The following is a 14,137-nucleotide window of genomic DNA, read 5'->3' on the forward strand; positions in this document are numbered from 1 at the left end:
CCACCTACCATTCTATCTCTTCCACCGGTGTCGGGTTCTCATTTGTTTTCATGCCCGCCACTTTTCCGTTTCGGATTTTAATCACGCGGTCCGCCATCGGTGTCAGCGCCGAGTTGTGAGTGATGACAATGACCGTCATCCCCTTCTCCCGGCAGGTATCCTGCAGCAGCTTTAAGATCGCTTTTCCCGTCACATAATCGAGCGCGCCGGTCGGCTCATCGCAGAGCAGCAGTTTCGGATTCTTCGCCAGCGCACGCGCAATCGCCACACGCTGCTGCTCTCCGCCCGAAAGCTGCGCCGGGAAGTTATTCATTCTCTCTTCCAGCCCAACCTCCGCAAGCACCTCCGACGCATCCAGCGGATGCTTACAAATCTGCATCGCCAGCTCCACATTCTCGAGCGCCGTCAGGTTCTGCATCAGATTATAAAACTGAAAAACAAATCCAATATCCTCCCGCCGGTACTGGATCAGCTTCTTGCCGCGGTATTTGCTGATTTCCGCGCCGTCCACCAGCACCTTTCCGGAAGTCGCTGTGTCCATTCCGCCTAAAATATTCAGCACCGTCGTCTTACCCGCACCGCTCGGTCCAACAACAATCACAAACTCACCTTTTTCCACATCAAAGCTGATTCCATCCGCGGCCTTGATGGTGACTTCACCCATTTTGTATGTCTTGGTTACATCCTGAAGACTCACATATCCTGCCATGCTCTTGTGTTCCTCCTATGTAAAATTCAATATCCCTCATTTCCTTTATTGTACCAAGCCGTTGCCGCGGCGGCTAGTCCTAAGAAGGCGAATTTACTGTTTTTTTATAAATGTTCCTGGGCAGACCGCATTCTCAGCTTTTGCATTTTTCCATACATTTGCAGAATAAAACAGCCGCTACCGTGCTTGCTGCCGTTGCCGCCAGTGCCGGTCCGACAATGGCCGTTGGATGCACGCTGCCATACTGGCTGCGGTATGCAATCACGTTGACCGGTATCAGCTGCAGGGAAGAAATATTTAAAATCAGAAAGGTGCACATTTCCCGGTTTGCAGTTCCTTTCGGAACAGCGGCCGGATTTTTGTTTTTCCGCCGTTCCTCTTCCAGCTCTTCGAACTGTTCCATGGCAAGAAGGCCCGGCGGCGTTGCCGCTGCGCCAAGACCGAATACATTACAGATCATATTTGTGGCAGCCGATTGGATGGCCGGGTGATCCGATGGTACCTTTGGAAACAAAAAGCGCATGACCGGTCCCATCTTTTTTACCAGGCTGTCGATCATTCCCGCTTTCCTTGCAATCTCCATCAGCCCGCTCCAAAGGCCCGTCACACCCAGAAGAGAAATTGCCAGCACAACTGCCTCTTTTGAAGCGCGCAGCGCACCGTCTGTCACCTCCGGCAGTTTTCCGCAAAAAGCACCGTAGGCAATGCCAAGAAGAAGCATACCGCTCCAGAGTCTGTTCATGGATTCACCTGCGTTCATCCGTTATCTTTATACGATATGCTTCTTTTCTGTTTTTCATGATATTTTGTTTCAACCCACAGATAAGACGCCGTTGTCACGCCCGCCAGCTTTGTGAACAGCTTTGCCACCGCGGTATCTGTTTTCTGTCATTTCTTTCTTTTGTTCTGTCGTTCACAGCCTCCTGCGCTTCTCTCCATTCCAAAATAAGTTTTGTTTTCCCATAAAATCAATTTTCTTTTAAAAAAATCGGATCATAGGAATCATTAAAAGTTTAATTTATGTTTTCATCTGATTTTTTGTCTAATTTTTATGCCTATTTCATATAGTTTTTCAAATAATAGTATAATAAACACAAATTTTAGCCGGAATCGGATCATTCTATTCCATACCAAAACAACAATCCGATACCCAAAATACAAAAGCGCATCACTTGAAACGCTTGACTTCAGGAGGGAAAATATGAGTGCAAGATTAGTATTAACAGTAAAAGATTCCAATCGAATGGCAAAAGATCTTTCCATGAGCGTCATGGACAAAATGTTTCATCCACTCAAGTACAATAAAATGATGAATTCCAAAGCAAAAATAGGCATCTTTATTGATGACGAAAAAGAAGGAACTTTATATGAGGCATCTAAGACTCCATATGAAATCAGCTTAACTCCTGGCGTTCATCGTATTTCTATGATAGATCCGGCAAAAGACAGCAAAAAAGGGAATGTCAATCTGATGGGGTCCATCATTGGATTTTCTGCAGGCAGCGGCCTCGCAGAACAAATATCCGTCGGCGAAATAGGAAAATCCTTAGCCGGTGCCATGTTTAAAACTGGTGATGGTTACCTGGATCTGGATTTAAAAGACGGAGATATCTTAAAAGTTCAGTGTCAGGCCGGAATTGGCGGAAAAGTATCTATCAAAGTATTAAAATAAGAATTGCCAAAGCATATCATGCAAAGCAATCGGATGACAAGGGAGGCAAAATATTTTTTGCCTCCAACATCATTTTATCAGCAGACACCTGGAGGAAATAAAATATGGACTTTCCTGTTTCGATTCCATGGGAAACTCTTGATCCCGAAATATTACAAAAAGCGATAAATTCAGGTAGTAATTACAGAACCTATTGTGATGAAAAATCATGGGATATTTCTTTTGAAATAGAATTTCTGGAAAAAGAAGAAATCATCTTTCTTCTCCTGGTTGAGCACGGACGCCGCAAAGGCGGAACTTCTGTGCAAAAGACAAATGAACGAACGGAAATTTCCAAATATACAAAAGAAGAACAGGCAAAAATGGTAAATGCTTTTAATCAAAAACTTGATACTTACGAAGCGTGGAACTCTCTGTTTGTCGGACCAACGACAAGTATGTTTGGAAATCATGTGTATGAATCCTATATGGACTATATGTATTCCTGGGATCACTTGGGCGACAGAATTTTTCTGTCCAATTATTATGAACGTCAATTATATTCTGTGCAATCCGATACCCATGTTACAGTAAAAAGCAATCAGGAAGGATATGATTCTATCTATGAGCTGGCGCAGGCAAAGGTAACAGACCATACCTTAGAAGGTATCTGCTGGAATTTTTTCCCGAAGCTCCTGTTTTCCAAGGGAGATCTCGCGGGTGCGCCGTACCATGATGTCTATCATCGTCTGGAAATTCTGACAGATACAGAATATCTGCTTGTTCCGGCGCTGCTTTCACTCAAAGAAAAATATGAAATTACAGCAGTCGCCGGAAATCTGGATTGCCCGCAGATGCATTCTCATGCAATGACACTGAAAGCAGCAGTACAACAAGCTATTTTTAAAAATATCTTTGGAAATCTCTTTCCGGAAAATGGATTTTTGCTACAGAAAGCCCCAAAGAAAATGCTGCTTTCTGCTCAAAAACAGGCAGAGGAATTTTCTGTTGCGTCTATGAATGCCCGAAAATATCCCGAGCTCCTGATGCAGGCAGCTGCAAAAGAAAATTTTCATTGTACAGCCTTTCAGATTCTGCAATTTTCCAACAATCCATATCTGTCGGCCTTTGATAAAACAGATCTTTTCAGAAGATGCATGGCCATCAGTAATCAATCAGAAGAACCGGGAATCTGGAAAGAAACCTATCAGAATCTGCTCCGGGTAATGATCTGCAAAATAACTTTGGAGGAATCTCAGTTCAGCGATCCGGAGAGCATCAAAGAATTACAGGATTTTACAGAACACCAGCAAGAAAAGCTGGAACAGGAAATGCAGTTAAAAATCCCAAAAGAAAAAACTGCTGAAATTTTATTGATGAATGAACTGAAATGTATGCTGGCATGCATTTCCGTCGTAACAGCAGAAAAAATACAGGGACACAAATGCACCGAATTGGCCGAGAAGAGCTGGCGTCTGGCAGAAAGTATCGAATATATATGGAATGCAGAAATTCTAAATCCACAAATCAGAGAAACTGTGTCCAAAGCATTCATCCGCATTTGTATCGGATGTGGATCTATGTATCTTCAGAATGTACAGGAAGAACATATAAATCCCGAGCAGATCCAGGAAGCAGCGGAAGAAATCTCATTACTTCTGTATCATTACAGCGATCTTTTGCTTCCGGAAGAAATGCCGGTCTATCAAATCCCTATCTATCAAACGCTCCAAATTGCAAATATGAGACTGGAGCGAAAGGAAAATGCCTTGTACTATGCCCAAAAAGGAGTTGTATTGTGTGATCTGTTTTCTGCTGGTCAGAATGCGCAATTAAATGGTCTCATTCAGGATTCAAAAAACATGTTTCAGCAATATATCAATCAAAATGTACCTGCTGCATCCCGCCCGGCAAAAAAGAAGGGGCTTTTCTCCCGGCTCTTCCAGAGATAGCAGGAGAAAAGCTGTCCCGAAAGAATCCTTTATTTTCCTGGAAGCGCGGTTTATAAGGTGCCTCCATATTCCACAATCATGTTTCGAATAATATCCAGCGTCTCCTCCTGTGACCATGCCATGTTTCCATTCTCCAGAAACTGGCAAAATTCATATAGTTTTTGTGAGAAGCCGGATTCTTTTAAAATGTAATATTGCAATCCATGACTTGTATTGTTCCAAAATGCAATTCCATTATGAACATTAGAGCTACATACAATGGAGATATGTTTCGGCAGCTGGACGAAATTTTCTTTTACACAAATGCAGGAATGAGGTGTGTGCAGCATATATTGATAATAACTTTTCAACAGCCACAGGCGCATCGCAGGATCAAGAGGCTTATAAAGCATATCCGGATAGCCTGCAATGCGTCCCTGCTCCATTAATTGTCGTAAGCCAGATATGCAGAAAATATGTACCATACTTTCCGTTTCCATGTGCCGGATCCGCTGAAAGAGAGAAGATAAGAGCTGTTCTTTTTCCACTCCATCCAGGATGATCTGCTGTTTCAGTACATTTAACGGAATCAGATGCAGAAGACATGGTGAATATTCAATATAATAGTTATGCGTTACATAACCTTCATTCATCATAACATTGACATCTTTTACATAAGCATTTAAATCAGAGCAAAACAACATTTCCTTTGCTATTTTTCTTTCCTGAATAAAGGAATTCTTCAGTAATTGTATTTGTTGCGCATCTCTGAGAATAATTCCTTTCGCCGTATGAAAATTGATTCCAATTGCAATATGGTCTGTGATCAGCCAGTTGGGAAGTAAGCCTGCTTTTTTCGCCTCGGACTCAGCAGAAGAAACGTAATAATAAAATGGTTTGTAGTTTTCATAGTTCATTGCCGGTTTCAGACTGCATATTTTCCGAAGGTTATCCAGTGTATTTTCCGTTGTCTGATTCTGCAGCAAAGGAAAAAGATGCTCTAATCTGCGATAGGGCACTTCATGAATAATCTGAACAAGATATCGTAAATGTTCCAGTGAAATTTCCGGAGTACATAAGCAAATCGTGGAATCGGAAGCATTTATCATTGCTTTTCGAATACACGCATAATTGCAAAGATATTGTCCAGCGTCATATCCGTATCCGGAATTCCTGAAACACTTGGAGAAACAGAGACTTGAGGAAATTCAACCACATCCTGCTGGATAATACGGATCAGTTCTTCCATACATTGCCACTGGCTCTTTCCCATTTTTTCCTGGCGATAAAGGAACAGGAGATCTGCTCTTGTATTTCCGGTGCATTCCATCGCATCAAGAAGACAGGTCAGGCGCTCTTCTTCTTTTGGAATACGTTTTCCTTTACTCATTTTAGAAATGTAATCCAGCTGCATACCACTGGCCTCAGACAGATAATATAAAGTTTTTCCTGTATTTTTTATTTCCTTTTCAAGCCTTTGTGAAAAATCGCTCATGTAGTATCAAAGTTCCTTTCCGGACAACAGCAAATATCCGATGGCTTGGGCAGAATGCTGTTTTCCTGTCGACATTGATCTAAGTATACAGGAAAAAGCCAAAATATGCAAAATTTTTCACACAAATTCATCTGCTTTTTCTGCAAAAAAGCTTTATATCATTTATAACATTACGAAGGAGAAAACTAATATGCTTTTCATCGCTATCCTAATCTTAATCTTTTTGATGTATCGATTTTTTACCTTTCGTGCCGAAATGGTTTTTACCATGTCCTTAATTGCCCCGATCATGATCGTAATCGGCGCCTGCTATTTACCTGGAAAATATCATGAAGCCGGAATTTTTCTTCTGGTTATCGGTGCATTTATGCTGGCCGTTGTTCTGCTTATCTGCCGCCTCACTGCACGGGGTGTTGAAAAAGGACTGCGGCTGGAGTATTACAAAAACCTGATTATTTATGGCGCCCTCAAATTTTTACAGAACCTTTCTAAAGCGACGATTGTTTTTAGCTTTCTGGCCGCTTCACTAGGCGCCTTCTCTATGGACTACAAAGAAAGACTGGATACCAAAGGAAGAAAAATTTATGTAAATGATAACCTGCGTGACCCGGAAGGCAAACAGTATGAAGAAGTAGAAAAGTAAAAAAAGCAGGCACGAATCACCTTTTTCGGGAATCGTGCCTGTTTTTTTTACGTATGCATCAATTTCAAAAATTCATTCTCCGGCATTTCAACACCAAGTAGTGTCTTCATCATCTGAAGAAATACATCATCGGTTTCTTTTTGAGCGTTCAGACAGACCATGATGACCGACAGTTTATCATCCTCTTTCCTCTTGCTGCATTACTTTTTGTTTCCCCTTACGCTGTTTTTACTATAGCATATTTTTCTCCTGTTTGCACCTACCTACAGGACTGCTACTAGCTACTCTCTCAAGATGCAGCGTATCAAAAAGGGAGCTTCCGCTTCACAAATTTTTATTCGTTAAAAGTGTATCATTGTGAAACGCTCGTTGCGTCCGCCAGAGGAAGCCTGTGGATCTGCCCGGAAGAAGTCTCCTGTGACTATTTTGACTGGTGCGAGGGAAAACTTTCCGCGATCAACCAGTACCATGGCGAATACATGGCGCAGTACAACTGGGCTGAGTTTACCAACGGGGAGCTGAACTGGGGGAGAGGCCGATAAGAAATTCACACAAATCTGACTATTTATGATATACTGAATGAAATGCTCTTAGTTCTGAATTCTTTTATGCTCCGGCACAGATCTTTCGGGACGAAATTTTACTTTCTATGTCGAAATCCACCATTTTTTCGACATACGAAGAAAGGAACGTTATGAAAATTATTTTTATCCGCCACGGCGAACCAAATTATGAAATTGATTCTCTGACCGAAAAAGGCTGGCGCGAGGCCGAGCTGCTTTCGAAACGCACAGCAAAATGGAATGTCACCGATTTTTACTGTTCTCCGCTTGGCCGTGCGAAAGATACGGCTTCTTTTACACTGAAAAATGCAGGCCGCGAAGCCGAAATTCTTCCATGGCTGCGGGAATTTGATGCACCTGTCATTGACCCGGAAACGGGAAAACGCCGGATTCCATGGGATTTTCTGCCGGATGTGCTCGATGCAAACCGGGATCTCTATGACCAGGATCTCTGGACGAAAAATCCGATTATGCAGACCGGAAACATGGACGAGAATTACCATTTTGTGACCGACGGACTCGATGCACTGCTTGCGCGCTACGGCTATGTACGCGACGGTTACCGCTATCACGCTTCGGATGAAACAAACCGCGAAGCCGTCATCGTCTGCTTCTGCCATCTCGGCGTCACCTGTGTGGCACTGTCGCATCTGCTGAATATGACGCCGGTACAGCTCTGGCAGGGCATGTTCCTGGCACCGACTTCCGTCACAATCGTCGGAAGCGAGGAACGCAAGCTGGGCGAAGTATACTTCCGCTGCCAGACCGTCGGCGATGTCCATCATCTGCTTTCCGCGGGCGAACCGGTTTCGTACTATGGAGCCTTTAATGATCCATTTCAGTTTTAAAAATCACAAAAAGGAGTCTTTTATCATGAATGAAGCAAAATTTCAGGCAAAATTAAGAGAATATGCAAAGCTGATCGTAAAAATCGGCGCAAATGTACAGAAAGGACAGCGTGTCCGCCTCCAGGCCGGCGTCGATCAGGTTCTGCTTACCCAGATGGTGACAGAGGAGTGCTATCAGGCGGGCGCAAGCTATGTGGAAGTGATCTGGGAATGCGGTGAGATCAACAAAATGCATTATCAGTATGCCACCGCAGAAACGCTTGGCGCGGTTCCGCACTGGGAAGAAGAGCGTTTCAAACAGATGACGGTTGATCTGCCGGTTCGCATTTTCATCGACTCCTCCGATCCGGACGAGCTCGCCGGCATTCCTGCGGACCTGCTCTCCACCGTTCGTCAGATGCGTGGAAAGGTCATTAAAAAATACCGTGACCAGCTCGATGGAAAGCATCAGTGGCTGATCGTTGCCGCCGCTTCTCCAAAATGGGCAGAAAAAGTATTCCCGGGCGAGCCGGAGGATATTGCTGTTGAAAAACTGTGGGATGCTATTTTCGACTGTGTTTACTTAAAAGACGGCGAAGATGCAGAAAAGATCTGGCAGGCACACTGCGACCTCATGACCCAGAAAGCCAGCTGGCTGAATGAGCAGGCATTCCACAAGCTGCATTACACCAGCAAAAACGGTACGGATTTCACCGTTGAGCTGATTCCGGGCGCAAAATGGAGCGGCGCCGGTGATATCAACCATACGAACAACACCTTCTACGTTCCAAACATGCCGACCGAAGAAGTCTTCACCAGCCCGATGAGAGGAAAATGTGAAGGCCGTCTCGTTTCCACAAAACCTTTAAGCTGGTCGGGACAGATCATCAACAACTTTACCGTCGATTTCAAGGATGGAAAAGTCGTTGACTGCCATGCAGAGCAGGGCGAAGAGGTTTTGAAAAAAATGTTCGCCATGGACGCCGGTGCTGCAATGCTCGGCGAGGTTGCACTCGTTCCGAAAGAATCTCCGATTAACCAGTCCGGGCTGATGTTCTTTAATACCCTTTTCGATGAAAACGCATGCTGCCACGTTGCCGCTGGCGCCGGTTTCCCTGAGGTGCTCGATGGATTTCTGGAGATGAGCAACGAGGAAATTCTGGAAAAAGGTGTGAATGATTCTCTGATCCACGTTGACTTTATGGTTGGATCGGATGACCTGCACATCGTAGGTATCCGCGAAGATGGAAGCGAAACCGATATTTTTGTAAATGGTACCTGGGCAGAGTAAATCTGCTGTTTTTCGCAATAGAAGCAGGGGACTTCCTTTATTTAGTCAAAAAACAGACCCGGGGCAATCTACCGTTTTTTGTAGACTGCCCCGGGTTCTGTTTTTGAAAAAAATCAGTTTCCAGACTTCCCTTTTCTCATATAAGGATTTCGATACAGCGAAATCACAAGTTCTGCTGCCATGAAGCACCAGATGATCGGTTCGCACCAGATCACGGCACTGTAGTGGTAGCGCGGGATAAACACCATCGCAAAAATAATTTTTCCGAAAAGCTCAATAAAACTCGACAGCAGCGGAAGAATCTTTTCTCCGAGCGCCTGCAGTGCAAGGCGGCTGCAGTTGACAAGGCCAAGTGCAAAGAAGAACGGAATGGCTACACGGAGGTAGCGGGCTCCGTTTCCGAGGACAGTCGGGTCGGACGAGCCGGAGATCAGATGAACCATTGTCGGTGCAAGCGGCGTGACAAGGAGAATCAGGCATGCGGTCACGCTGAAGCAGAAAATATAAGCATAGCGAATGCCTTTCCGTACGCGCTCCCAGTTGTCCGCGCCGCGGTTCTGTGCCACATACGTGTTGACTGCCTGTGCCATCGAGGAAAGCGGCATCATCGAGAAGGAAAACAGCTTTCTCGCAGCTGTATGTCCGGCAATCGTTTCATATCCAAGGCTGTTGATGCCCGGCTGCAGAACGATGGAACCGACATAGATAATACTGCTCATAAATCCCATCGAAAATCCCTGTGCCAGAAGCTCCATGTACAGTCCGCGATCCGGTTCAAAATGACGTTTTTCCGGAAGCAGAATTTTTGCTTTGGTAACAATATAAATCAGGCAGAGCACGACGGAAATTCCCTGCGCAATCACGGTTGCAATTGCAGCACCGCGAACACCCATGCCGAAAGAACGGATAAACAGCAAATCCAGTACAATGTTTACCAACGATGAAATAATCAGGAAAACAAGCGGCATAAAGCTGTTTCCGATTGCTCCCAACAGACCGGAGCACAGGTTGTAGGCAAACATGACAAACAGAAAAACGGATAGAATTGAAATGTAGCTGTAGGATTCTTCGAGGATTTCTGCCGGTGTTTTCAGCAGCCGCAACAGCGGATGCATGAAAATCGTTGCAAGAACGGTGACCACCAGTGTAACGGTAATACCAATAACGATACAGGATGCAACGGATTTTTTCATCCGTTCCGTCTCCTGTCTTCCAAAGCATCGCGCCGTGACGATCGCGAGCCCGTTTCCGACGCCGAACGTAAATCCGGTCATCATTTCATAGATCGACGAGCAGGCACCCATAGCTGCAATCGACGAATCGCCGAGTGTATGGCCGACAATCAGTGTGTCCATCGTGTTGTAAATCTGCTGAAATACACGGGATGCCATGATCGGAAGTGCAAAAAGAAGCAGAGATTTCAGAATCGATCCGTGAAGCAGATCAACCCGGGAACTCCGCTGAGTTTGTGACTGTGACATAAAAAATTTCCTCCCTCAAAAAAACTTCATTACGCCCATTATAACAGACGGGAGGAGCTACCGGGCAAGGAAAATCTCCAACTCTGTAAAAAAATATAATAATACAAAACTTTTACCGCTTTTCGTCCATGATCTGTCTCTTTCCCAGAAGCAATCCGTTACAGTTCACTGATATCTAGCAAACTGTAACATTCGCAGCCCTCCTTTTGCTTCGCAAATGGAGAGCTGCTCACGCCTGAATCACTTTCTTACGCAGTGAAATAACAAGTGCTTCATTGCAAAGTGAACTGTAATCGTATTCCTGCATCTGCCTCCGTTTTTGTTATTCTTTTCCCACTTTAGCGATATGCAATACTCTGGTTCTCAAATACCACACTTCCATCTATGGCTCCCAGACAGATTCCTTCTCCCGGACTGGTATACATGCGGGTGTTCAGGGCAACTCCATCCACATATAATGTGGCAATTGTATCATCCACAATAATCTGTACATGATATTTTTTCCCCGGTGTCAGACGGATCAGACGTTCCAGACCCATATTGTTCATCTGCGGCCATGGCCAGTTCGGAGATTTTTCGAAAATCACACGATCCTTCGGGCATTCAAAGGTAAAGGAATAAAATTCATCATCTGCTTCCTGTGCTCTTACCCCGATCGAGAATCCACGCGTACCTTCTGTAAACGTAACATCTGCTTCATATCGATAACAGTCACCGGTGTGTGTCAGCACATGTTTCAGTGCTCTTCCCGATTCTTTTTCCAGTTTTACATCATCAATTTTTTTCTCATCTTTAAATGCATTCCATACGGTATCCGGGATCCGGCATCCAAGTGTGCCGTCTTTCCTCTGGTACAGCTCATGTGCAACAAACGTTCCCGCCCAGATAAAATCTTCCTTGTCCGAATCCGGCGTATAGCGAAGATTTGCGCTGTCTGTCTCATTCGCACGTGTAGGAACCCAGCCAAACAAAATTCTCTGATTATTTAACATAAAGGTTCTTCCGGCATAATAAGCTCTTCCGTCAAACGCATCGTCATCCGGTGCAATCCACGGTCCTTTGAGACTCTTTGCCATTCGATACACTTGTGTGGAAGCATGAGAATATTCTGTTGTAATCAGATACCACCAGTCACCCATCTTAAACAGATCCGGCATCTCATGCATCGTAAACAGATCCGGTGCCCAGAAGTCTCCCTGAAACTCCCAGTCCACAAGATTGTCTGATGTAAAGTAAACCGTTCTTCCTGTTGTTTTATGCTTGTCGCCTTCCAGCCGTGCACCCAGAATCAGGATATATTTTTCCGATTCATCATCCCACAGTACAAACGGATCTCTCCAGTCATCCGGATCATATCCCGGCTGCGGAGCAAATTTTACCGTATCCTGAGTTTTCGTCCAGTGTTTCAGATCCTCGCTGACCGCATGCATCAGTACCTGTGACGGTTTTCCCTGTTTGGGATAATCCCGGTTGTAGCCGGTATAAAATGCGTGATATTTTCCTTCCCGATCCTCGCAGATACTTCCGGCAAAAATAAACTGATCCTGCTCTTCATCGGTTCCTCTTGGAATTGCTGCTCCACAATCCTCATATGTCACAAAGTCCTTTGTTGTTGCCAGATCCCAGCCAAACGGCTCTCCGAAAGGCACGGCACTCTGGTATCTCTCTGATGAAACAGATAAAAGGTGTCATCCTTTCCAAATGGCATGCAATCTCCAAACCAGGTATTCGGATGCTGATAATAGATTTTCATACTTCTTCCTCTCTTTCCTGCCCGCCGGCATATCGTTATTCTTTTCCCAGTAAATACTGATAAATATCTCTCTTCGTCACGCCACGGTCTTTTGCCACGAGCTTCATCGCCTCTTTCCGCGTAATCCCCTGGTCTTCATACCGTTTCATATGTTCCTCAATCGAAATCTCCTCAAACGCAGCCTTCGCTTCGTCCTCGATTTCTTTCTGGCTTCTGCCTTCGATCACAAGAACACATTCGCCCTTCGGATCTTCCTGCTCATAGCGTGTGATGGCATCTTCCATCGTAGTCTGCCATGCCGTCTCGTGCTTTTTGGTCAGCTCACGACAAATCGTCAGTCTGCGATTTCCGAGCGTTTCCAGCAGTTCTCGCAATGTCTTCAGCAGATGATGCGGCGCCTCGTACACGATCATGGTTCGTGTCTCATTTTTCAGCCGCTCCAGCGCCAGCTTATGCTCTTTTTTATCCGGTGGAAGAAATGCTTCAAACACAAATCTTCTCGTCGAAAGTCCCGACAGCGTCAGTGCCGTCACGCACGCGCACGCGCCCGGCAGGCTTGTTACTTCAATTCCCGCCTCATACGCCATTTTTACGAGTTCCTCTCCCGGATCGGAAATTCCCGGCGTTCCTGCATCCGTAATCAACGCAATGTTCGTTCCCGCCAGCAGCTTCTGCACCAGTTCGCGTCCCTTGTCGTATTTGTTGTATTCGTGATAGCTTGTCATCGGCGTGTGAATTTCAAAGTGATTCAGCAGCTTAATGCTGTTTCTCGTATCCTCCGCCGCGATCAGATCGACTTCCTGCAGAATACGGATTGCACGGAAGGTCATGTCCTCCAGATTTCCAATCGGTGTTGCACACAAATATAATTTCCCTGCCATATTGATTCCTCTTTGCCAGATCTTTTCCGGCAATTTTCTTTCTATTTCAAAACTCCTGCAAATTCTGTCCCCAAGTGTCCTATTTAATAACGATGTATTAGAGCGTGTCTGTACGGGTTTCTACCTTCCATCACCGTACAATTCCCGGATATCCTTTGTATACACGCCCGGTGTCTCATACACAATCAGCGGCTTCTCCACGGTAATTCTCGGATTCCCGCCCTTCATCGCCTCAATCAGCACCATATTCGGCTCCTTGTCCACGAACGGATATACCAGCTGCATCCTTTTTGGTTCCAGATGATATTTTTTCAGCGTCGAAAAAATCTCCGCCAGCCGGAACGGCCGGTGCACCAGATAGAACCGTCCTTTCGTCTTTAAAACCGCCGATGCCTCTTTCGCAATATCATCAAACGAGCACAGCACCTCATGCCGCGCAATCGTCTTCGCCTCAAGCGCATTCGTCAGCCCGTGCTGCCCCGTCATGTACGGCGGATTGCACGTTACCACATCAAACACTTCTTTTCCAAACTGCTGCGATGCCGTCTTCACATCTCCTTGGAAAATCTCAACATCATTTTCCAGATGATTGTACCGCACACTCCGCTGTGCCATCTCGGCACTGTACTCCTGAATTTCCAGCCCGGAAAAATGCTCTCCGTTTGTCTTCGCCTTCAGCAGAATCGGCACAATTCCCGATCCCGTGCAGAAATCCATCGCCCGCTCCCCGCGCTTCACCTTCGCGTAGGATGCCAGCAGCACCGCGTCAATGCCATAGCAGAAAAGGGATGGATTTTGTATCATCCAGTAACCGTTCTGCAGATCATCGAGCCGCTCACCCGGCTTCAAAAATTCTTCTTTTCTATCCAATGAAAGTCCCTCCTCCTGCTGACCGCCCAGCGCCGCATCACA

General features: G+C 45.4%; 14 protein-coding genes. 6 read left to right on the forward strand and 8 right to left on the reverse strand.

The annotated features are described in order from the left end of the window. Positions 1–4 precede the first annotated feature (4 nt). Together DWZ60_RS08570 and DWZ60_RS08575 are read right to left on the reverse strand one after the other, a co-directional pair. Positions 5–709, reverse strand: coding sequence for an ABC transporter ATP-binding protein (locus DWZ60_RS08570; protein ID WP_055220354.1), 705 nt, complete (start codon positions 707–709; stop codon positions 5–7). A 133-nt stretch (positions 710–842) separates the two neighbouring features. Then, complete coding sequence (locus tag DWZ60_RS08575) at positions 843–1,451, reverse strand: nucleoside recognition domain-containing protein (RefSeq protein ID WP_055267272.1); 609 nt, start codon at positions 1,449–1,451, stop codon at positions 843–845. A 459-nt stretch (positions 1,452–1,910) separates the two neighbouring features. On the opposite strand from DWZ60_RS08575, the gene DWZ60_RS08580 reads away from it, so the two are divergent. Then, positions 1,911–2,381 carry a hypothetical protein gene (locus DWZ60_RS08580; RefSeq protein WP_117510709.1) on the forward strand — a complete coding sequence of 157 codons (471 nt, stop codon included), beginning with the start codon at positions 1,911–1,913 and terminating at the stop codon, positions 2,379–2,381. 302 nt (positions 2,382–2,683) lie between these two features. Beyond that, a complete protein-coding gene (locus DWZ60_RS08585; protein WP_147397736.1) occupies positions 2,684–4,312 on the forward strand; it encodes a hypothetical protein in 1,629 nt (542 codons plus the stop codon). A 50-nt stretch (positions 4,313–4,362) separates the two neighbouring features. Here the strand turns inward: DWZ60_RS08585 and DWZ60_RS08590 are convergent, their stop codons facing one another. Both DWZ60_RS08590 and DWZ60_RS08595 read right to left on the reverse strand, forming a co-directional pair. Continuing rightward, positions 4,363–5,277, reverse strand: a complete 915-nt coding sequence (locus DWZ60_RS08590) for a hypothetical protein (RefSeq protein WP_119221524.1) — start codon at positions 5,275–5,277, stop codon at positions 4,363–4,365. 119 nt (positions 5,278–5,396) lie between these two features. After that, positions 5,397–5,786 carry a hypothetical protein gene (locus DWZ60_RS08595; RefSeq protein WP_119221525.1) on the reverse strand — a complete coding sequence of 130 codons (390 nt, stop codon included), beginning with the start codon at positions 5,784–5,786 and terminating at the stop codon, positions 5,397–5,399. A gap of 40 nt (positions 5,787–5,826) precedes the next feature. Between DWZ60_RS08595 and DWZ60_RS08600 the strand changes: the two genes are divergently transcribed. The 4 genes from DWZ60_RS08600 to DWZ60_RS08615 all read left to right on the forward strand — a co-directional run bounded on the left by DWZ60_RS08600 (position 5,827) and on the right by DWZ60_RS08615 (position 9,110). Beyond that, positions 5,827–6,429, forward strand: coding sequence for a hypothetical protein (locus tag DWZ60_RS08600; protein WP_147397737.1), 603 nt, complete (start codon positions 5,827–5,829; stop codon positions 6,427–6,429). Positions 6,430–6,776: 347 nt separating this feature from the next. Then, positions 6,777–6,971, forward strand: coding sequence for a hypothetical protein (locus DWZ60_RS08605; protein WP_055220341.1), 195 nt, complete (start codon positions 6,777–6,779; stop codon positions 6,969–6,971). Between the two features lie 152 nt (positions 6,972–7,123). Next, positions 7,124–7,840, forward strand: a complete 717-nt coding sequence (locus DWZ60_RS08610) for a histidine phosphatase family protein (protein ID WP_055220339.1) — start codon at positions 7,124–7,126, stop codon at positions 7,838–7,840. A gap of 25 nt (positions 7,841–7,865) precedes the next feature. Continuing rightward, on the forward strand, positions 7,866–9,110 hold the full coding sequence (locus DWZ60_RS08615; RefSeq protein WP_117801896.1) for an aminopeptidase: 1,245 nt from the start codon (positions 7,866–7,868) through the stop codon (positions 9,108–9,110). Positions 9,111–9,223: 113 nt separating this feature from the next. On the opposite strand, the gene DWZ60_RS08620 is transcribed toward DWZ60_RS08615, so the two are convergent. The 4 genes from DWZ60_RS08620 to DWZ60_RS08635 all read right to left on the reverse strand — a co-directional run bounded on the left by DWZ60_RS08620 (position 9,224) and on the right by DWZ60_RS08635 (position 14,029). Continuing rightward, complete coding sequence (locus DWZ60_RS08620) at positions 9,224–10,591, reverse strand: MATE family efflux transporter (RefSeq protein WP_055220337.1); 1,368 nt, start codon at positions 10,589–10,591, stop codon at positions 9,224–9,226. 338 nt (positions 10,592–10,929) lie between these two features. Then, a complete protein-coding gene (locus tag DWZ60_RS08625; RefSeq protein WP_243038265.1) occupies positions 10,930–12,240 on the reverse strand; it encodes a family 43 glycosylhydrolase in 1,311 nt (436 codons plus the stop codon). 139 nt (positions 12,241–12,379) lie between these two features. After that, the gene (rsmI, locus tag DWZ60_RS08630; RefSeq protein WP_055220333.1) at positions 12,380–13,225 is read right to left on the reverse strand and encodes a 16S rRNA (cytidine(1402)-2'-O)-methyltransferase; all 846 of its coding nucleotides are present in this window, start codon (positions 13,223–13,225) and stop codon (positions 12,380–12,382) included. Positions 13,226–13,345: 120 nt separating this feature from the next. Continuing rightward, complete coding sequence (locus DWZ60_RS08635) at positions 13,346–14,029, reverse strand: tRNA1(Val) (adenine(37)-N6)-methyltransferase (protein ID WP_055226320.1); 684 nt, start codon at positions 14,027–14,029, stop codon at positions 13,346–13,348. Positions 14,030–14,137: the final 108 nt, after the last annotated feature.

The sequence above is a fragment of the Blautia sp. AF34-10 genome, assembly GCF_003477865.1.
GTDB classification, from domain to species: Bacteria; Bacillota; Clostridia; order Lachnospirales; family Lachnospiraceae; genus Fusicatenibacter; species Fusicatenibacter saccharivorans.